Origin of the sequence: Aureitalea marina, from assembly GCF_002943755.1 — a bacterium.
Taxonomy (GTDB): domain Bacteria; phylum Bacteroidota; class Bacteroidia; order Flavobacteriales; family Flavobacteriaceae; genus Aureitalea; species Aureitalea marina.
This window is the reverse complement of record NZ_MQUB01000001.1, coordinates 981,510-1,002,922: the sequence shown is the minus strand read 5'-3', so window position 1 is coordinate 1,002,922 and position 21,413 is coordinate 981,510. Positions and strand designations below refer to the sequence as shown.

Sequence of the window (21,413 nt, the reverse complement as noted above, 5' to 3'; positions counted from 1 at the left end):
TAAAAGGTGTTAATACCATTAACTTCTATCCCGATTTAATCTTAAGAACAGCCGAAGAGGATGAATCCATCGGTTCATAATTTTATTCTTGGATTTGATCATAGCAGTCTCTAATTGCCATTTCAATTTACTAAGCAAATCCGGTCTGCTTTCGTTGTTGTTCGCTAATTCGTCCGCAGAATATCCTAATTCCATAGCCATATTAACCACGCTTGGATCCAGCTGTAGATCAAAAAAGGGATCGTCATTCCATTTTCGCATGGAGTTCCCATGTATATTTTTACTTGTGGCTTCTTCAAAATCACAACCAATGAAATCACAAATGGCTTGAAGGGATTTCTCGGGTTGGTTCACCAAATCCTCATATCGCAACTGATAATACGATGCCGGATCTATAGCTTGTGCGAAACGCACTAAATTCTTTTGACCACTTAACCACCCAAACTGCCGTTTGACAGGTAATGAACGGAAAAGTTTAAATGCGGAATACTGCACAGCCAACGGATTTCGAACAAGACCAATGATCTTTACCCTGAACTTTGTTATTTGCATCCATTCTAAGATCAAAGCCAAAGCGCCCCAATGGGCAACTACTTGTGGAGACTTCTCAAAGAAAACAGGCTTGGCAAATTCCTCACAAATCGCCTCCCAGCCACTGAATACCAGTGAACTGTCGTCTGTGGTCAAATTAAAATCTGGCAGATTCCCATTTAGTTCGTCTTTCAGGTAAATTCGTGCATTCTTTGCACTGCCGTAACCAGAATACACTTTATTTCCATGAAAATCCGATTGATCCTTCTCTAAAATTACGGCTCCCTTCAACCAATGCTGAGTTTCCAGATAAGTATGGGGAGAATAACGGACCGTCTGAATCTGGGAATGAGCGCAAAGCGCATCTTGAAGCATGGTGGAACCTGACCGCTTGTCTGATAATAAGATTACTACAGTTGGCTTCATACCTTCACGAATCTGATTGTCTCTTTTGTTCTTCTTCAAATTCGAACGATATGAGTCTGTACTGAGTGATCACTAGTCCAAAAACAAAAAACATCAACATACTACCTCTGGGGGTTGAAACTGCTGCATGACCAAAGACAAACCAGGATGAAAATCCCATCAAAATGGCTATCAGAATCCTGGAAAACTGGTTGCTGTAATATTTTTGATTTGTAAAACCATAGATCATCCGATAAGTATACAGGGCCATTTTAATAAAAAGAATAATCAACATAATAGCCGTGATCATACCGTAGGCGTAATAAGCCTTAGCAAACACGGCATGATCAGCAGCATTTTCACTGTAAACAGAACGTAAATCGCCATTCAGGATCTTGGATCGAGCAAATCCCTGTCCAATGAACAGATTTATCGGATTCTGAGCGAGATGTTCAAACGGTTCTATGTAAGCCAAAATACGCTCGGTTTCTCTTACATCTTCGTACGGATTCTCGATACTGGCAGTAACCCTATTCTCAATGCGCTCAAAGAAAAAATACTCCGAATTCCATCCTAATAATTGAAACAGCAAAATCGCTCCAATTAAAGGAACCGCAAAATTATATCTGACTCTGGCTTTCTGAAAAATTAGGACCCCCACAACCACCAGAATTAATGCCAGTATGGCTCCTCTGGAATAAGTCATTACTACGGCAATGGGTGCGAGGAAAAGAGCGACAGAAACCAATATTTTTTTGGAGGAAGACATCCTTCCCCGGAAAAGAATAAAAGTAACATGGGCCAGGCCACATTTAAAAATGCGCCACTAATAATGGATACTCCGATTAGAGAAGAGCCCCTCATCGCCTCTTCTGTACTCTCTAAACTCTCTGTCAGGGATGCACTATTTGGAGTCAAATAGGGATTGGAGAATACATAATTACTGACAATTGTCCGTGTCAATGGTAAGGAACTTGCTATTAGTAACAAAGATGTAATCATTGAACCGATCAAAACATAATTCAACATCTTCTTGATATCATTCGTAGACTGAATAATCCTCGGAACACTAAAAAACAGGCTGATTGCTAAGGTGGAGCGCAGGGTCAAATAGATCGGCTCCAAAAGTGAACCTAGAATTACACCATTCAGTAATTCGTTTGTCATGAACATAATCCATATTGCCAGCACCAGGCCTTGTATGGAATGCGTTGTGCGCTGCCTGATATCCTATAGGCATAATACGCCGTGGCTGCAATTAACAGATCGATCAAATAAACGGGTATTGGTCCTAACTTATAATTTATTTTTGGAGCCGAAAACAAAATGAGTACGGTCCAAAAAAGTAACCTTCGCGCTATTTTTCTATTGCGATCCAACGAGTTCCTTTTTGTAAAGTTCCGTATACTTTTTTATCATTTCACCCACCCCGTAGGACTTTGATCGATTGAAAGCCAACAAACCCATCCTATTGCGATTTTCCAGATCTGCAGTGAGGAGCTTCAACTTTTCTGCAATCTCCTGTGGATTTTCAGGATCGATCAAGTATCCCTCGTGCCCATCAGTTTGTATTAATTCCCTGAGTCCGATCACGTCGGATAAAACACATGGCAAACTTGCATTCATGGCCTCAACAGCGGCAAGGCCAAATCCTTCCCAAGTAGAGGTCAACAAGAAAATATCTGCCGACCGCAAGGTATCACTCAAATCTGGAACATATCCCAAGAATTTCACTTTGTCCGAAATTTTCAATTCTTTCGCTAATTCCATTAGATCTTTTTGCAAAGGACCAATTCCAGCTATTTGAAATTCGAAATCTACGTCTTTGATCAATGCGATCGCCCGGATAGCTGTTGCGTAGTTCTTTGATCGGTGTAATCGTCCAACAGACAATATTTTCAATTTACAGTCCGAAGATTTCCGACTAATCGGTTCTGAAAAGTTAAGGTCCGCCCCATTGTTAATGGTTAAGAGTTTCTCTTCCAGTTCAGGTTTCCAAGATAGCAGTGAAGAGGTAGTTCCATGGCTAATTCCCACTATGTGATCGTAAGCCTTATAGGAAATACTATCGATCATTCTTCCCCACCATTTGTTTCGTCGCCGGTTGGATGTGCTGTGTTGAGTGTAGATAAATGTACATGTGGGTAGTAATCCCAGCTGCTTTAGCACAGATACATGGAATACCGTGGGAAAAAGATGTGCATGAACAACATCTCCTTCGGAAACATTCTTTCGGAAATAGCGATACAATGAGAACGGAATTTTCCAATTATAGACAGATGAGAAACCAAAGGATTCCGCTTGTGTCAATTCTTGCGTCGGAGATGATGACAAACCGATCAACCTCGAGCTGAACTTGTCATCATTCAGTCCTGTATGAAGTAATCTGACAATCCGCTGGGCACCACCCCTGGATAAATCATAATCGTTAATGATCTGATGGACTACCATAATGCTGTTGTCCTTTTCAAGTGTTTTTTCAGCCAAAATTGCCAACTTCTCGGCATCCATGGATCACCAAAGTGCTTGAAATTAGGATCTCCTTTGAATTTAGACCATGGCTTTACTGCAACCTCCGGAAGATCGGAATCCATTAAGGTTTTAAGAACCTCGAAATACGCTTTTGCCGTGCGTTCTGGCGTAAATCGATCTCTCGCCTCTTTAGCTGAATTAATACCCAATTGACTAACTAGTCTCCTATCCTTATCTAATTTGCCTATGCGTTCCGCAATCCCTCTGTAATCCCCTGTCTCGAATAAGAATCCCGTATTCCCGTCCCTCAAAACAAAGTCCGTTATACCATTAATCACCCAGCTCATCGAAACACAACCCGCCATCATAGCTTCAAGGAGCGCATTTGGACAGCCTTCAAAATGCGATGGGAAAAGGAATATGTCCTGTTCCGTCAAAAACTCAGGCACTTCATTTGGGGGTAAAGCCCCGATCATACTGACCTGTCCATCCAATATGGCTTGTTGAAGTGCTGTTTCGAGACGTTGACAATCCTTGCCTTTTCCCGCTATTGTAAGATGAAAAGGGATCTTTCTTTTCATTAATTCTTCCACAATCGACGGAATGTGCATGACCCCTTTTTGAACATGCTCCAATCTTCCTAAAAATCCGATGGACAAGACATTGGAATCCGCTCCAGAATCTCTTCTTAGCTGATCGTAAGGAGATGGGTCGATTCCATTCGGGATTAAATGCATTAATTCCGGGTCTGCCCCATACTTGCTGATAAGATCATCCCTCAAACGGGGTGTCAACGCAAAAATTGCCATTAATCTTTCTCTGCCTGACATCGTTATTTTGTACCCGTGATCAAATGCATTAGCACATCTAGATACTGCCTTAATTGATCTTGGTAAGTGTGGTATAGCACTCAAAATAGGTTCCGAATTGATTCCCATAACAAAATCAATCTTGTTGGCTATGCACCAGTCGACAAATACCTTTGACAATGTTTTAACCCTATGGTGATTTGGTGCCAACAGAACGCAATTATCATCTGCGTATTCATCTTGCCATAATCCCTTTTGAACAGCACCAACGGATACGCAGTATAGGCTGATTCCCAATTTCTCCAGTTCCGGTCTAACATTCCTGTAAAATGTGAAAGTACCACTATCTTTAGGGACCGAACCAAATACTACCTTCATTTCTGTTTAATTAATTCAAATTCAAATCCTTGATCTAGTCTTTGAAATTAGGGTTTAATAATGTTTTAAATATATTAAAGCTCATACGTTCCAATCTATTCAACTCAACCTTTTGAGAGCTCTCAGATATTTGAACATCATAATTTGGATCTGACGAGAAAAGCCAGCGGTTACCTAAGTATAAGTGTTGCTTCTTTATCGATAGACTTCTTGGGTCTTTGATCTCTTCATCTTGTAAATTAAGCCAGTTCAGCACATGCCGGTATTCTTGCATAGGCTGGGCCTTGAAGAGATCAAAATCTACAGTAATTCTTTTTGATTTAGGAACTCGATCAAAGACTTTTCTTCTATGACGTTCACGGGCATGCAATAAATAACTTTCACGTAACATTTTGAAGCCCCATCCTTTCCGAGTCATTTTGCGACGAGAAAGATTGGATTTGTAAACAGCCTTCAGATTTCTCCTCAAATGAATATAATAAGCGTCGATTGACGGAGATCCCATCAATACTTCCATGCGTTCGGGTGTTTTGGAGAGATCAACAAAGTACTCCGTGTCAGGGAATTCCTTCCCCATGAGGTTAAAGAAGTTCCCATTTCGAATCCGATAATTTTCAATTTGATCATCACGATAGATTCGTTGAGGACGAAAACCATTAATCAATAAAAATTTATAAAAGTTAAATCCTTTCTTGTCAAAATCAACGCCTTTCCATTTCTTGTCAAATTTGAACTGGACATCGACAGATTGACTGTTAGCCTGCTTAACTACTCTACTCCACATTGGACATTCTCCTAATCGTTCTCCACATGAACATTGCAGATTTGGGTGATAGTCACGCTCCAGATACATAACCTCACCAAGAGTGGTCATTCTACTATGTCTACCCAAGGCCAGTCCGAACAATGTGCTACCGGAAAATGCCAGTGAACTCAACATGATAACTTTTGTCTTTCCCAAATTAGACTCTTTTTAGATGCCAATTGAACTCATACTCATTTGTTTCTTGACTCACTCAGAGAGGTAGCGGTTATTAATGAGCTGAACAATTACAGACTCCCGACTCTCGACTAATTTGACCAATTCGTCCGTATAGAATGACATATGATCCACCTGCCCAGATTTCGAACTGTTCATTGGGCGATCTTCCAGGCGATCTAAAACGGCATTATTTTTTAAGAATTGATGTTCCCGCATTAAATTTTGAAAACTCTCAAAGAGATTTTGTTGGTCTATGAATTCGTCGATGTAGCAGTTGGCAGCAACAAATTGAAGAAGCTCTTTTTCAGACCTGACCTTACCTTGCGTCAACACACCTAGGTCTTTAAAGTAGAAAGTTAACATGTACCAACTGTACAGACCTGTTAATTTATGGATTCCACTGTAGTAATAGGAGCCCGAAAGCAAGCAGGCATATTTTGGATCGAGTACAATTCGCAGCCATTGCCGAAATAATTCGGGGTCATTCTTATCGGCATAGAGGCGTTTATGGTATTCTATATCCAATGATCTGCGAAGCCTTAGCTTGGAGACTATTGCTCTAATTGCTCCGAGTTTATTTTTGGAGTAAGCCAAAGATTTGAACAGTCTAAAGGAGGTTAAGTTAGAGTAAACTCCACCCGTTCTCTCTCTTTTGGTACAACCATAGGTCCACAAGGAAAGATAAAATGAATGTGGGTCTCGATATGTGCCAAACAGCAAGCGACCACTGTTCACAATGTCCGCATTTGGTTTTTCATGGTGTTTGAAATACCGATCTGGAAACAGTTCCTTTAACCAATTGTTCACGGCTACCGTGCCGGTCTTTGGCATGTCTACATAACAAAAATCATCTGTCAGGAACATAAGGATACATTACTTGAAATAATAATTGTTCTAGTTCGCATTCTCGTATAATTCGAAGTCCTTATAAAAAATGGACTCGATCTTTCTTCGCTGTTCAACAGAGGGACTAAACTCCTTTTTGTTCTTTCCTCTATTGGACCTGACATCAACCTCCGGATTATTCATAGGAAGTCCACAGGCTTCATGAGCACGTTTGACCCCCATCAACAAATTCTCCAATTTGAATATTTCGGTCAGTAAGACCTTCCCTTCCGTGTCTGTCACATCGTCGAAAACAGAAGCTGTATGTGTGGTGAAATGTAAACCCCTGGGAATGTAAATGGAAGTCCTGTCCTCATGTGCCTGTTGCACCAGGTCTAAAAAAAGATCAAACTGCCCGGTTAATGAGTTAAGTGGTTTACCATAGGTTCTAATGTTTCGATAAGTGTTGTAAATCTTCCGAGGCAACGACAAATCTTTTCCATAGAACAAATAGAAGAACATACTGACACAACGATCCACTGGTTCCCTGGCAAAGGCGAAGGAATAGATGTTGTCCCATTGTTCCTTGTACAGGAATTTCTTCGCAAATAGTGCTCGCTTAAATTGATACTCACCGAGAACTACTCGGAAATTATTGAGAATATCGTTGTACTGAGACCGATCGGATTGAATGAAATTTTGAGGTTTCTTACCTCTTACCACTTCAACGTAGTGAGGTTGTAACAGTTTTCGTGTAGAGATTCCAGCAGATTTCTTGATGTGCAACCAGAAAAAGGAATCGTATTCACTCTTGTGTATTTCTTGTGCGCTCATATAACTCGACTGGAGGTTAACATTAAATTTCGAATCTTTTCTGCCATACTTCTAGACTCGAACTTAGATTTGGCAATCTCTTGGGATCGAATACCAAAGCGAGAGCGTTTTATAGGATCAGATAATAACTCAATGATTCTATTGGCCATCTGGTTGGTATCGCCCTCAGGAACCAAAAATCCTGTTTCATTCTCTAAAACCGTCTCACTAAACCCATTGTGATCCGTGACTACCTGAGGCGTCGAACTGGCCATTGCCTCCAACAATGATACACCCTGACTTTCCATATCTCCATTACTAGCTATTACGGAGTGCTGAACGAATACAGATGCCTGCTTCATTTTCGACTTCACGAATTGATGATCTTTAACCCCATGGAGTATAACCTGCTGAGTGAGGTCTAGACGATCAATCAATATTTTGCATTCTTCTAATAATGGCCCCCCTCCTATCATTTCTAAACGGGCTTCAGGACATTGTTCAACTACCTTAGCAAATGCCTGTATGGTCAAATGTGGTGCTTTTTTCTCTACAAACCGACCTACTGCCAGAACGAGACCATCATCTTTACCTTGTTCCAAAGGCCCAAATTCTTCCATTTCAATTCCACAAGGAATTACCTGAATTTTATTTGCACTAATATTAAGATCGATCAAAATTTGTTTAAAATGATTGGACCCGCAAATAAATCCAGTCGCTCTTTTATTCAAAAAGCGATAGGCGCGACGGATCAATTTTCGTTTGGCCATGACCGTGGCATCATGACCGTGAAAATTCACGAACAGTGGTAAATTCAACCTATCGCATACTCGCATGACTGCACAACCAGTCGGTCCAAATTCAGCCAGAACTGCTTCGACCTGGTGATGCTTGAAAAATTTCTCTAACTGCTTCCCTTGATGGCCAACCAAAAGTCCAGGATAACCCCACAACATGTAGCTCCTTAGGCTTACCAATTTACCAAGAACAGAATTGGAACGCGCAGGTATACGATTTGAGGATATACCGTCCAATGAATTTCCATTCCCTTCCCAATAGACCACCACGGTCTTTCCAGGTTGAATTAACCTGATGTGTTGCCTAACGAAAGTCTCGGCTGGAGTATCCGGATTTGGTGTTACGATTGCGATCATTAGCCGAATTGTTGTTTCCCGATTACTTCTAACTCTTTGTACAAGACTTGCAAACGCAGTCTAGATTCAGGAGATATTTCCAATTTTGGTTCTTGGTAAAGCCGATTTGTTCTAGCATCTACTTTGAAATCAGGCCAAATTTCGAACTTCCCTGCGTGTCGTAGTATCTGAACTATGCATTGACCCGGATCCTGAACCAATTTTCTATAATCCAAGAATAGTAAGCGTTCATCGGCCATCAGTTTATTCTCAAAAGGAATCTCATTTCTCATAATCCAATATCGAGCATATCGTTCGGCCACGTGGAGTTCTCCATTTTCGAGGGAATGCTCCATAACAGATTTTGATAATCTCCAATGTCCTTGCTCATCCGATTCGACACGCCGAGAAATAGCAAAGAATTGGTCTTTCCATTTTCTCATCATAGAGTCCACTACAAAACTACCTTCACGAAACATCCATACTCCTATAGAGTTGGGAAAAAAATTCATCAACTCAATAGCACGATCGGATTCAAACAGGGGTCTGATTACGACATACTTTGCATTTTGATCACTAACCAAAGTGGTCACCTCTGCTCTACCTTTCAATACCGTTTTTCTCTCCCCTATTGTTAAAGGACTAAATTCACCAAATACGGATGAGTTCAGATCATGACGAAAAATATTCTCTAAAAATGTGGTCCCGGATCTTTGGCAACCGAAGATCCAGATTACGGCCGAAGGACTGCCTAGTTCATTTCTCAGTTGATAACGTTCCTTCTTGGAAGCACGCCTGTTGATACGCCTTGTCTTCAACCTAGATTTTATCGAACTCTGAATTCTATTGATCATACTAGCCGGGATAACTTCGCTATACAACCACCTGTGACAGCAGTTTGTGTTTTAAGAATAATTGCGTGAATAATAGACAGATCGACCAACAACAGAGTGTGATCATTGGAATTGCCAATATGGGGTTTATCGAGTCTATTGTTATACCTGTGCCCCTTCAATAATTCCAATAGTAATGGGTGCATCAAATACACGCCTAAAGTAAGGGGAGCCAACTTGGTCGATATTTTACTAATCCCTGAAGCGAAGTTCATCTGTTTAAATAACACAAAGATCAATATTGAGATCCCTGCTGTGTTCCAGGCAAGGTAACTGTGAAATATCCGATCCGCATAGTATACTCCAATAATAGTGACGGTCCATAAGATTAATAATAGGAGAACAATTAACATAGGTTTGATCCTGTTTTTCATATTGGCGAAGTAACTACCTAGACAATAGTAGCCTAAGTAAGGCATGAACCAGACCAAATATGCCGGAACAGATTCAACCCGCACCAAAGGAAAAACGTCATGGGATGCTGGCACTGTTAGAAATAGGATCAACAAGACCAATCCAACAAGACCAACGAACCACTCCCCATACTTTTCTCGAATTAAACTTAGAACAGGTGTTAAAATCGTCAAACCTAAGAGCATGTAGAAATACCAAAGGTGATAAAATGGTTTTCCGCTTATAAAAAATTGATAGAATGCTCTATCAATGCTCAGTCCATTGAAACCTATGCGATATCCCAAATAGATCAGAGCCCAAAATAACAATGGAACCAGGACCCGTTTTGACCTTTTCAAAATATAATTTGTCATCCGCTGGTTTTTGGGGCGTATGGCAAGTGCGCCTCCCATCATGACAAAAATGGGCACAGTCCACCTTGTGATCGAATTGTAAGCATTAGTAACCCACCAATTCATTGACCCTTTATTGTAGGTCTCCAAATCCAAATCAAAACCATCGCCCGATACATGAAGTAGGACGACAAAAATACCAGCCAAAACACGTAGAATGTTGATATAGGTTATCATCTTATCAATCGGGTTAGATACACGGAGGTTAAGCAAGCTAATCTCCGAAGCGGTCCTGATCGGACGTTCTGTTGATCCTTCAAACGATGAATAAGGTCTATGTACTCCCGAACCCGACTATCCCCCAAATAATTTGCGCTCATGTCGGCGCAAGCTTTGACCCCCAGTTCACGACGTAATTCCGAATTGTTGATCAATTTAATCAATTGACTTTTCCACTCTCCACCGCTGGCTAACAGACCATTAACGCCTGGTTCAATTGCATGCAAATAACTATCCGTTGGTGATGCCACCGTAGGAATTCCACAAGCTCCGGCTTCCATATACTTGAGTTCACTTCTGCCTTGATTGAAAGGCTTGTCCACATCCAATGGAGCCAAGTTGATATCAATACACTTGTATAGATTCACATAATCAGTATAGGACATGAATTCATAATTGATGAAACGATCTTGAAATTGGAAGAAATCTTTAGAGAAATTCAATTTACCCGCCAAGATCAACCGTGTTTGGTCATATTGATTGAGAAGCTCAAGAAGTGATTGCTCAATTATTTTGAAATCATCATCATGTGTGGCAGACCCGCTTAGGTAAGCCATAGTTACGTACTTATTATCACCCTCATATTTTGATTCTCTTATCGCGGTGGCGGCCTGCCAATAGGCACTTGAAAGTGCATTGCGTATAACGATCACCGGCTCGAAATGTTTGGCGAATTCCTTTTTAAGAAACTCTGTAGAAACAGTAATTGCATCACATAGATGCATCACGTGGTCCTTCTGTTTGGCTTCGATTATGGTTAAGTCGTCTGTGTCATAAACTAAAACATTCCCATAGGATCGGGCCAATCTCAAGAATGAGCGGGTAAATGCGTTGCTCGGTGTTCTATGAAAAAAAATAATGCCGTTTTTTGTTGGCAATACTTTTCGAATATTCCCTACCTCCACGTCAAACCCCTTCTCTCCGAGCGATTCTGCCGGTTGCAAACACCGCATTTGGACAGTTCCGAAAGGCCGGATCGGTTTGGATGAAATGAATTGAATTTGCGGATTTTTTTTCACTGACTATTGATTTCCCAACCCGGCTAGTAATTAAACATTAGATAGTCCTTGTAGTAGACCTCCCTGATGATCGATTCAGATTTCGAGTCAATGATTCTCTTCCCCTTGGCACTTGGATTCTTTAGTGGCATTTCGAAGTGTTTAGTGATATTTAGTAGTTGGTTAAGTTTGGTAACCTCCTGCTCTAAGTTCTCAAAACGACATATCATATCCACACATAGTTTTCCAGCAGAATCCGTAATCCAATTATGCTGGGGCATAAAGTGTAACTGCTTTAACACCTCACCTTTTGTCAATTCCGAATGAACAAAAGCATTAAAGTCTCCCTTATAAGGACTAACGTATTGCTGAGCGTCTTTTTGATCTTCTTCATTTATGCCCCCTTCACTTAAAAATTGAAATGCTGAAACGGCACGATCTAGCGGGTTCCGTGCAAATGCAAAAGAGAAATATGACATTCTATCCTCATAATCCTTGAAATATTGATAATTAGGGTCACGAAGATTATGCCCCACGATTTCTAGACCGACATGCCGGCTGAAATACCGCATGCTCCCACCGGCGGTTTTCGGAATATGGACAAAATAACCTCTCTTCTTGGGTGTTTTCTTAAACAGTTGCATAATTAACATCGTTCCGGACCCATGCTAAAAAATCATATGAACCTAATACTAGGTGTCGACCAATTTACAGGTTCTGTAATTCCACCATCTTCTGAAACTTAGGTACTGTATCCATTAATTCTTCATACGTTCCTTGAGCTTCTATATTTCCAGCATTCAGATATACGACTATGTCGGCCTTTTTAACGGTTGATAATCGGTGTGCCACGATAAGGATGGTCTTTTTTCCTGAAAATTCGTTGATCCTTCTTTGAATTACCGCCTCGGTTGCAGAGTCCAAAGATGAGGTTGCCTCGTCCATGATTAGAATGTCAGGTTCTTTAAACAACTCTCGAGCTATAGAAACTCGCTGTCTTTGACCACCGCTCAGATTAAGTCCGCTAACTTGATTTTCTGCACTATCTGTTTCCACAAACTCATCCATTGCAGCGTCTTGAACAACCCGCTCATAGCGCGATAAATTCTCATCCGTCATTTTATCCCAAAGCGAGATATTGTTAAAAAGCGTATCACTAAAAACAACTGCCTCCTGCGTTATGTATCCTATCCTACTCTGCAAACTGGAAATGTCATACTCATATATTGGCTTATGGTCATATAAAATTTGACCAGAATCCGGCGACAGGAGTCCGGCGATCAAATTGATCAATGTGGTCTTACCACTGCCGCTGGGTCCCACAAAGGCCATCGTTTTATTCTCTGGAATAATGAGGTCAATATTGTTCAATACAATCCGATCGCCAAAACCGAAACGGATGCCATCTAATCGAATAAAAGAGCGAAGCCCCGTAAAAGTACGACCAGCTGTATCTTGATGGTGATCATCGAATTCGCGTTGTATTTGCTCTAAATTTCGCAAAGACCCTTCTACTGAAAGAAATACGTTGTATTGATTCTGCATGACCAATACAACCTGTAAGGCCCGGTAGAAAAAAACGATGGAAAGCAGAATCAATCCCAGTGAACCACCAAGAACTTCCACCTGTACCAACATAACTGCTGAGAGCACGAAAATCAAAATAGGTTCACGTATGGTCAAAGCTATTCCATTGAGGATCCCGATTCTTTTATTGGTTTCCTCAACTTGCTTGATCCCCTTAGTAAGCCTCTCCCCAAAGACCTGAATTTTTCCGGAAACCTTTAAGTATTTGAAATTGTTTAGGTACTCCAAAACCATTCCCTGGAAAAAATCATTGCGTTTGACCAATATTCTTGATTGGCCTTTTGTCTTTCGATTGATGAACTTATACAGAAAATTGGTCAAGCCAGCTACAACGGTAACGAGGAGGGAAAATTGAGGGTTTGTGATAAAGGCCAGAACAAGATAGGTCATTACTAGAACTAAAGCCTCCATTGTCTTCAAATATGACCGACAAGCCTGACCAACACGGGATACCTCTGCCGTCACCGAATTCTGTAATCTTCCAAAATCAGATTGGGTAAAGTATTTGTAATTCAAAACATGAAATTTGTCGAACATATCGATCCGTACGGTCCGGATAAATGACTGAAGAATTATTACCTGAAAAGAAAACGAGAGAAATTTGATCAGTCCCTTTACCGCGAATATGGACACCATGAACAACAGCACGGAGAACAGGTTCAGCTCCAAACCCATTGAGGAGAACATTCCCTCGATCACAGCAGATTTACCCTCTATCTCACCACCATTGTCACTAACCATTTGAAGTAAAGGCAGGAACATGGCCAACCCCAATCCATCTAAAATTCCTACCAGGACATTTAGAGTTAGAGCAACAAAAAGCCTATTCCCAATTGCCTTGTAGAAAAATAGAAAGTTCTTAAAATACTTCTCCATCATGTCATCAATCAAAAGCAGGCCACACCTAGACTCTTTTGAAGCCGATATGTGTAAATCTTAAACACCTCCCAATAGGTGGTGTAGGTAGTTCTGTAGGTTGGTTGAGGCATCCCAAAATAATCCAGTTCATCCTTCAAAAGATATTCGGTGATCGCTATTTCTGCCTGATCTAACTCATCCTTGTAGGCGGAAATCCGATCGGTATTGGGCTTTTCCAAGGCCAGACCATGCTGCCATCGCTCATTTTCAGGGATATTGAGAACCTCAGACTTATTGCTATTCAATAGGTCCGGACTCCAAATAATTCCAATAAACTTACAGATCTCTCTAATAGTAGATTCAGGATTACTGACCAAATCACGATACAGTATGTGCTGAATTGGAATAAGTTGTTTGTTCTTGTGGATATTAACCACATCGCGAAAACGCTTGTAAACCATCCAAATCGCCTCCCGTCTATCATATGAACCGCGTTTAGTCCTTTTTTTCTTTAAGCTACCCAGAACGCCTCTGGGATCACGGATCATGTTGAGGAAGCTGGCCTCTGGAAAAAGTTCATGAATGAACTTCAGATGGAACAACGCATTGGGATTCTTAAGTCCAACCACTTTGGCCTCTGGCTTATTCTGTTCCCTGTAAATATCCAAAACCAGACGAATTGATTTCGGATAAGGAACTAAACCGCCATGCTGTCGCAGTTTTTCCTTCAAGATCTGACGATCTATACCTAGTAGTCTAAATCTGCGAATGTTGTACAAATCATCGAGAAATTGACCGATTGAGTCCTTTTCTATCCCATTGCTGTATTTATTGTAAAGTAATTTATAGAAAGCACATTCATAAAGGATTAGAACATCTTTATGGTTATTGAGTAATCCCCTTAAAAAGGTTGTTCCGGACCGCTGAATTCCTCCTATAAAAATAATATCGTATTGTTCCGAACTCAAAACGTCTTTACTTTCCTATTCCGACGGCTTACCGATTCCTTGAAAAATAAAGCCGATGTCCCTCATTCTCTGACTATCCATAATATTCCTGCCATCAAATACAAAAGCTGGCTTTTGCATCCCCTTGTAAATTCGTTCCCAATCCAGGTCTTTGAACTCGTCCCACTCGGTTAAAATCGCTACTGCATGAGCACCATCGGTCGCACCGTAAGGTTCGTTGTGAGTATCCATCAATTCTTCGTTCTCAGATTCTGATCGGGTATTGAGGTAATTCAGATCCTCCAGCATCTGCCGACTACTCACCTTTGGGTCATATACGGCGATCTCTGCTCGCTCATCCATCAACATATCCGCCACATAAATGGCCGCCGATTCCCTGCTATCATTAGTGTCCTTCTTAAAGGCCCATCCCAAAAATGTGATCTTTTTCCCGGAAACCGTATTGTATAAAGTGGTTATGATCTTCTTGGCGAATCGCGCCCGCTGGTGGTTGTTCATGATGATCACCTGTTCCCAATAATCCGCTACGGCATCTAATCCGAGGGATTTGGAAATATAGACTAGATTCAGAATATCCTTTTGAAAACAAGAACCTCCAAATCCAACACTCGCCTTTAAGAATTTTGGACCAATCCTGGAGTCCATTCCAATTGCTTTGGCCACCTCGTCTACATCAGCACCGGTCGCTTCACACAATTCAGACAAGGCGTTAATGGACGAGACCCGTTGGGCCAAGTAGGCATTCGCAGTCAATTTTGAAAGCTCTGACGACCATAAATTAGTCGTTAGAATCCGATCTTCAGGGACCCAAGCTCCATATACTGAAGCCAGCGCGTTAATTGCCGCTTGTCCCTCTTCAGATTGTTCACCGCCTATCAGCACCCGATCCGGACTTAAAAGATCATCGATTGCTGTTCCTTCCGCCAGGAATTCCGGATTAGAAAGGATCTGGAAGTTCACTCCATTCCCCGTGTTGTCCAAAATGCTTTTAATGGCTTCGGCCGTACGCACAGGTAAGGTGGATTTCTCTACAACGATCTTATCATCCTTGGCTACTCGCGCGATCTGCCTGGCACATAGTTCCACATACTTCAAATCTGCGGCCATCCCTTTTCCGGTACCATAGGTCTTTGTAGGGGTGTTAACCGAAATAAAGATCATATCTGCCTTCTCGATAGCATCATCGACTTCAGTAGAGAAGAATAGGTTTCGTCCCCTGGCTTCGGCAACTACGCCGTCAAGACCAGGCTCGTAGATAGGCAATTTGGTCAGATCCTGATCGTTCCAATCAGCGATTCGCTGCTCGTTAAGATCGACAACATCTACTCGGATCTCCGGATTCTTTTGAGCAATGACAGACATAGTCGGTCCCCCAACATAGCCGGCTCCAATACAACATATTCGATTAATTTTCATGACGCATTTAATGTTTGTTGGTTTTAGCCGGTGAGATCAACCCTTTCGTACGATCATACCTGCCCCTAAGGTCTCATTGGTTTGTTCGTCTATGATAATGATACTTCCGGTTAGTCGGTTCCGGCCATAAGGATCCACAAATAAGGGTTTGGACGTTCTAATGGACAGTCTGGCTATATCGTTCATCTCAACGGCATCAAAATCAGTAATTCGGTGCAGGGTGTTGATGTCTACCTTGTATTTGATGTCCTTTACCATCCCCAGGCATTCATTGGTCGTGTGCTTTACAATGACCTTGGTCCTGTTATACAATGGACGTTCGTTCATCCAGGTGACCAACACTTCGATATCCTGTGTTACGTCTGGACTATTGTTTTCCCTGACGATCATATCCCCACGGCTAATGTCCAATTCGTCATGAAGGGTCATGGTCACAGACATGGGTGCAAAGGCTTCCTCCATTTCTTCTCCGGCCAGTTCGATACTCTTAATGGTAGAGGTAAACCCAGTTGGTAATACTCGAATTTTGTCTCCGGCCTTAAAGATCCCACCATCAATTCGACCGGCGTATCCGCGGTAATCCTGGAAGTCGATCTTATGAGGACGGATTACGGATTGCACCGGAAAACGATTGTCGATGTGATTCAGGTCACTGGATATATGCACATGCTCCAAATGATACATCAGGGTGCTTCCCTCGTACCAAGGCATATTCTCAGAGCGGTTCACCACATTATCTCCCATCAGGGCAGAGATTGGTATAAATTGGATATCGTTGATCTCCAGTTTAGCTGAGAAATCTGTAAAATCCTGGACGATCTGATCATACACCTCTTCGCTATAATCCACCAGATCCATTTTGTTCACACATACAATTGCGTGAGGAATGCGCAGCAAAGATGCGATAAAGGAATGTCGATGAGTTTGTTCCAGTAGCCCTTTTCTGGCGTCCACCAGAATAATGGCCAGGTTAGCAGTAGAAGCACCGGTTACCATATTCCTGGTATACTGAATATGTCCGGGAGTGTCTGCAATGATAAACTTCCGCTTAGGTGTGGAAAAGTAACGATAAGCCACATCGATGGTGATTCCCTGTTCCCGCTCGGAACGCAGACCATCTGTCAAGAGTGAAAGATCTACGTAATCGAAACCTTTCTTCTTACTACTCTCTTCCACGGCATCCAGTTGATCCTGAAAGATCGATTTACTATCGTACAACAACCTACCGATCAGTGTGCTCTTTCCGTCGTCAACACTTCCGGCCGTTGTAAATCTCAATAATTCTGTATGTTGGTAATCCATGTCTTGCTTGTAATAGGTTTAAAAGTATCCGGCCTTTTTTCGATCCTCCATAGCAGTTTCTCCGCGCTTGTCATCTGCACGTCCACCTCGTTCTGTCGTTCGAGTGGCAGCCACTTCCTCGATGATCTTCGCTACGGTATCGGCATCCGATTCCACAGCCCCGGTAATTGGCATATCACCGCATGTTCTGTACCGAACGGTCATTACCTGTAACTCTTCATCATCCTTGAGGGTGACAAATTCAGAATTGGCCAAGATCACACCATCGCGGATAAAACACTCTCGTTGATGGGAGAAGTACAATGACGGAAGTTTGATTCCTTCCATCTCAATGTATTGCCAAACGTCCATCTCCGTCCAATTGGATATTGGGAATACGCGGAAATGTTCGCCATTGTGTTTCCGAGCATTAAAGAGGTTCCAAAGCTCCGGCCGTTGATTCTTTGGATCCCATTGACCAAATTCGTCCCTATGTGAAAAGAAGCGTTCCTTGGCACGGGCTTTTTCCTCGTCTCTTCTCGCACCACCCATGGCAGCATCAACTTTGCGTTCTTCCAAGGTATCCAGCAGGGAAACGATCTGCAAGGAGTTTCGGCTGGCATTGACACCGGTCTCTTCTCTGACACGGCCTTTGTCGATGGCCTCCTGAACCGATCCTACAACTAGCTCTACTCCTAGTTCCTTTACCAAATTATCACGAAACTCAATGGTTTCAGGGAAATTGTGCCCCGTATCAATATGGATCAGTGGAAACGGAATGCGGGCCGGGTAAAAGGCTTTCTTGGCCAGATGAGTTAATAGAATGGAGTCCTTACCTCCGGAAAACAATAAGGCCGGACGTTCAAACTGTGCGGCCACCTCCCGAATCACGAAGATGGCTTCGGACTCAAGTTCTTGGAGATGGTTCATTACATAATTGGTCATAGATCCTGTAATTAAAGAATATCTGCTTTTATTAATTCTATTCGTTGCTTTTGTCATAGAGGACTAATCCATCTTGGGAATAGTCTGTATTTACGAGGAAGCTCACTTTTCGGTCGATCTTTTCTTCGATCGACCTGGACATCCTGCTCATGAAACGATCATTTAAATAGTTCCCAATGATCACTACCTCTATATTGCCACTATCGTAACCTCTCGCATAATCACCGATCAGGACGATCCTATCTACCTCTCCCAGTCTGGTCAGTACCATTTGAACGAGGGACTCCAACCCCAGGGATTTCCTGATAATATTCTGGATCGGTCTGTAAAGGGGATGATCTGTATTGGCCCGATAAGTGACCTTGTTCTGACTGCTACCCGTTTTGAGGTAGCCGGCATCACTGAGGTTGTTAAGCTCGCGTCGGACGGCATTGGTCGACTCGTTGAACTCCTTGGCAAGCTCTCTTAAATAACTCTCATTCTTTGGGTTGACAAAGAACTTGGTCAATAACCGGACTCGTGTTTTGGATGTAATCAGCGAATTGAGGCTGTTCACGACGTTTGGGGGTTAAAACGAGTAACAAAAGTACTCATTTTATCAGAAACACAACTCAAATCACATAAAAATGTATAATCTTAATGTTTAGGTAACATCAGGGGCAACACACTGATATTCAACAACTAGACAACTCAATCGATGTAGTAGCGGTAACTGATCCCGAAGCCCGAACGATCCAGCCCAGGATCTATCAGGTCAAAGGCTCCTTCCAGCCCAAAAACTCCAATATCGGATCGGAAACGCAATCCGAGATATGCACTCCAAATGTCTATAGCCGGGTCAAAGGGTATTTGGTAACGGCCAAATTGGCGGGCGAATGTACTTTTAACCATCCATTGAAGCCGATCAATATGCCCTAACAGCCCGAGGTGATGTGCTTTGATCCTGTTGCTGACTATTGCGGTAGCATTGTCATCCAGGTCCAGTGAATTGTCGATCAGGATCAATGGCAAGCCAATGATCTGCCCATCGTAACTCCAACCACTCTTATAAATACCGTTACTGAAGTAATTGTCTCCCCCACTTCCTCCCGGATTACCAGATTGATCGGTAGTTTGAATATATTCGTAAAGGACCCCATCCAACCAAGGATTATCAGTCCATCGCCAATGAAGGCCCCAGATTCCATCTGGAAAATTGGCCAGCCTCGTTCCTGAACCATCTTCGAAGGGATGTTCGTGATAGATATTGAAGGTCCCTCGATCCGTATTCAAATAATAATCCAGATAATATGACCCAAGGTGGTTCCCAACGGCGTTCGCATTCTCGCGGTCGATTCCGCTGTCCTCACTGGCCCGCCTGGCAAAGAAGACATCAATAAAAGCGGCAAAGTCATCCGGCAAGTCACCGAATTTAGGTGAAGTTCCACCCCATTGCGCATAGTGAGTCAATTTGGCAATGAGCAGATTTCGCTCATTAAACCGCATACGTAAAGCCAAACACTTATAATGTACCCACGTTCCATCTACATACCGATCATCATTCAAGGTATAATGAGCAATTCCCCAATCCAGTGAGAAGGTATTCGATATCCTTATCGGCTCGAAAGCTTCCACTAAAAGACCAGAAAGCGGCCTGGAATTCCCTGAGAACAAATAATCCTTATTGGTTATAGACAATTGCTGTGCCCGGATACTGTCCTTCCTGGACCCTGCCCTTGCCCTAACCCACCGGTTTTGGTATTCCAAGTAAAGATCACGTCTGGCCACTTCAGGATCGAATTCATTGCGATAAAACCCAGCCGCCCCGGCGGATACGGTAGATTGGTCACTTAGAAAATATCGGACTCCTACTTCGGCTATACCTGAAAATGAAGTTTGAGGCCCAAACTGACCATCTTGGTTAGCCAATAACCAAAATGGCAAGCCCTCGTCCCCGGATAGCAGTCCTGTAAGACCAGCACTTGCCCTCCACTCCCAGTCTTGTGCCTTGAGTTGACAAGTCGAAAAGATCAATAGGATTAAAACGAGACGGCAGCTTGATCTGGTCATTGTTTCATGAATGAAGCAAGGTAATCGGTTACCTCACGGGCAGATTCCTCAACAGAGCTACCCATGGTCTGCAATTCGATCTCAGGTTTGATCGGCGCCTCATAGGGGGAGTCGATGCCCGTGAAGTTTGGGATCTTTCCATCCCGCGCCTTGGCATATAAACCTTTTACATCCCTACGCTCGCATTCTTCTAAAGGTGTGTTCACGTAGATCTCTACAAATCTGTCCTCTCCTATGGTTTCCCGCACCTTTTGCCGATCCGAGATAAAGGGGGATACAAATGAAGCCAGGACAACCAGACCTGCATCGACCATTAAATTGGCGACTTCCGCAATCCGTCTGATGTTCTCTATTCTGTCCTGATCGGTAAATCCAAGGTCGCCATTTAGGCCAGACCGGACATTATCCCCATCTAAAAGATAGGTATGGACTCCTAGTTCAAATAAACGAAGTTCAACCTGGTTGGCAATTGTAGACTTGCCTGAACCTGAAAGACCGGTAAACCAGAGCAAACAACCCTTTTGGCCCATTAATTTTTCCCGATCCGTTCGGGCTACCTGAAATGAATGTGGGATTATATTCTCGTTCATCGTCTTCTTAAAACAGTTCGGTAAAACCAAGACCGCATTTTACCTAAAGGTAATCGCAGCCACAGCCGTTCGTGTAAATAGTACAGAATAAATTTAGTAAATAGCTCAGTCAGCGCAATATAGAGGGCGACTTCGTCAAAACGATTCAAGACAGCCCCAGAAATAATGAATGTCTGTGTAGTGGCGATCAGCCGCCAAGAAATACTCTTGTATAAGGTTCGCCGATGCGTAACCTGACTAGGGCGCCATACTTGCCAAAGTCTTTCGTGCACATAATAAACGGCAAATTTGATCAAGAATTCCACCCCACCGATGGCCAGTGCATGCTCAATGCTACATTCTCCTAGCAGACAGGTAACCAGTAGCACCACCAAAATAGTATCCGTAGTAGCTACTATCCGCCACGATATACCCTTGGCCAGGCTTCTTATGTGGGATTCCCTTTTAACGCTCAT

At 42.5% G+C, this 21,413-nt stretch carries 21 protein-coding genes; all 21 read right to left on the bottom strand.

The genetic code is table 11. The features are described from left to right. Nucleotides 1-18: 18 nt before the first annotated feature. The 21 genes from BST85_RS04510 to BST85_RS04410 all read right to left on the bottom strand — a co-directional run bounded on the left by BST85_RS04510 (nt 19) and on the right by BST85_RS04410 (nt 21,413). A complete protein-coding gene (locus BST85_RS04510; protein WP_146090648.1) occupies nt 19-996 on the bottom strand; it encodes a sulfotransferase family protein in 978 nt (325 codons plus the stop codon). Next, entirely contained in the window at nt 962-1,705 is a 744-nt protein-coding gene (locus BST85_RS04505) for an O-antigen ligase family protein (RefSeq protein WP_104812170.1), read from the bottom strand. Before BST85_RS04505 ends, BST85_RS04510 begins: the two co-directional genes overlap by 35 nt. Before the next feature lie 596 nt (nt 1,706-2,301). Then, the gene (locus tag BST85_RS04500) at nt 2,302-3,447 is read right to left on the bottom strand and encodes a glycosyltransferase family 4 protein (protein ID WP_104812169.1); all 1,146 of its coding nucleotides are present in this window, start codon (nt 3,445-3,447) and stop codon (nt 2,302-2,304) included. Continuing rightward, nucleotides 3,381-4,595 (bottom strand): glycosyltransferase family 4 protein, encoded by a 1,215-nt coding sequence (locus BST85_RS04495; RefSeq protein ID WP_104812168.1) that lies wholly within the window; start codon nt 4,593-4,595, stop codon nt 3,381-3,383. Before BST85_RS04495 ends, BST85_RS04500 begins: the two co-directional genes overlap by 67 nt. A gap of 34 nt (nt 4,596-4,629) precedes the next feature. Beyond that, entirely contained in the window at nt 4,630-5,556 is a 927-nt protein-coding gene (locus BST85_RS04490; RefSeq protein WP_146090647.1) for a sulfotransferase, read from the bottom strand. A gap of 51 nt (nt 5,557-5,607) precedes the next feature. Further along, nucleotides 5,608-6,441: a hypothetical protein gene (locus BST85_RS04485; RefSeq protein WP_104812166.1), complete on the bottom strand. Its 834-nt coding sequence runs from the start codon at nt 6,439-6,441 to the stop codon at nt 5,608-5,610. A 30-nt stretch (nt 6,442-6,471) separates the two neighbouring features. Next, on the bottom strand, nt 6,472-7,236 hold the full coding sequence (locus BST85_RS04480; RefSeq protein ID WP_104812165.1) for a sulfotransferase family 2 domain-containing protein: 765 nt from the start codon (nt 7,234-7,236) through the stop codon (nt 6,472-6,474). Further along, a complete protein-coding gene (locus tag BST85_RS04475) occupies nt 7,233-8,369 on the bottom strand; it encodes a glycosyltransferase (protein ID WP_104812164.1) in 1,137 nt (378 codons plus the stop codon). Before BST85_RS04475 ends, BST85_RS04480 begins: the two co-directional genes overlap by 4 nt. Next, the gene (locus BST85_RS04470; RefSeq protein ID WP_146090646.1) at nt 8,369-9,166 is read right to left on the bottom strand and encodes a sulfotransferase; all 798 of its coding nucleotides are present in this window, start codon (nt 9,164-9,166) and stop codon (nt 8,369-8,371) included. Before BST85_RS04470 ends, BST85_RS04475 begins: the two co-directional genes overlap by 1 nt. Before the next feature lie 32 nt (nt 9,167-9,198). Further along, entirely contained in the window at nt 9,199-10,224 is a 1,026-nt protein-coding gene (locus tag BST85_RS04465) for an acyltransferase (RefSeq protein ID WP_104812162.1), read from the bottom strand. Further along, on the bottom strand, nt 10,221-11,078 hold the full coding sequence (locus BST85_RS04460) for a glycosyltransferase family 4 protein (RefSeq protein WP_181039954.1): 858 nt from the start codon (nt 11,076-11,078) through the stop codon (nt 10,221-10,223). The genes BST85_RS04465 and BST85_RS04460 overlap by 4 nt, the downstream gene beginning before the upstream one ends. A 230-nt stretch (nt 11,079-11,308) precedes the next feature. Then, a complete protein-coding gene (locus BST85_RS04455) occupies nt 11,309-11,908 on the bottom strand; it encodes a sulfotransferase family 2 domain-containing protein (RefSeq protein WP_181039953.1) in 600 nt (199 codons plus the stop codon). A 64-nt stretch (nt 11,909-11,972) separates the two neighbouring features. Beyond that, entirely contained in the window at nt 11,973-13,727 is a 1,755-nt protein-coding gene (locus BST85_RS04450) for an ABC transporter ATP-binding protein (protein WP_181039952.1), read from the bottom strand. 11 nt (nt 13,728-13,738) lie between these two features. Next, nucleotides 13,739-14,677: a sulfotransferase family protein gene (locus tag BST85_RS04445; RefSeq protein WP_104812158.1), complete on the bottom strand. Its 939-nt coding sequence runs from the start codon at nt 14,675-14,677 to the stop codon at nt 13,739-13,741. Between the two features lie 15 nt (nt 14,678-14,692). After that, nucleotides 14,693-16,093 (bottom strand): UDP-glucose 6-dehydrogenase, encoded by a 1,401-nt coding sequence (locus BST85_RS04440; RefSeq protein ID WP_104812157.1) that lies wholly within the window; start codon nt 16,091-16,093, stop codon nt 14,693-14,695. Between the two features lie 36 nt (nt 16,094-16,129). After that, on the bottom strand, nt 16,130-17,395 hold the full coding sequence (locus BST85_RS04435; RefSeq protein ID WP_104812156.1) for a sulfate adenylyltransferase subunit 1: 1,266 nt from the start codon (nt 17,393-17,395) through the stop codon (nt 16,130-16,132). Between the two features lie 18 nt (nt 17,396-17,413). Beyond that, the gene (gene cysD / locus BST85_RS04430) at nt 17,414-18,319 is read right to left on the bottom strand and encodes a sulfate adenylyltransferase subunit CysD (protein ID WP_104812155.1); all 906 of its coding nucleotides are present in this window, start codon (nt 18,317-18,319) and stop codon (nt 17,414-17,416) included. A gap of 37 nt (nt 18,320-18,356) precedes the next feature. Beyond that, entirely contained in the window at nt 18,357-18,875 is a 519-nt protein-coding gene (locus BST85_RS04425) for a helix-turn-helix domain-containing protein (protein ID WP_104812154.1), read from the bottom strand. Between the two features lie 134 nt (nt 18,876-19,009). Further along, nucleotides 19,010-20,368 carry a capsule assembly Wzi family protein gene (locus BST85_RS04420; RefSeq protein ID WP_104812153.1) on the bottom strand — a complete coding sequence of 453 codons (1,359 nt, stop codon included), beginning with the start codon at nt 20,366-20,368 and terminating at the stop codon, nt 19,010-19,012. Continuing rightward, entirely contained in the window at nt 20,365-20,958 is a 594-nt protein-coding gene (gene cysC, locus BST85_RS04415; protein ID WP_104812152.1) for an adenylyl-sulfate kinase, read from the bottom strand. Before cysC ends, BST85_RS04420 begins: the two co-directional genes overlap by 4 nt. Continuing rightward, on the bottom strand, nt 20,955-21,413 hold the full coding sequence (locus tag BST85_RS04410) for a DUF2061 domain-containing protein (RefSeq protein ID WP_104812151.1): 459 nt from the start codon (nt 21,411-21,413) through the stop codon (nt 20,955-20,957). The genes cysC and BST85_RS04410 overlap by 4 nt, the downstream gene beginning before the upstream one ends.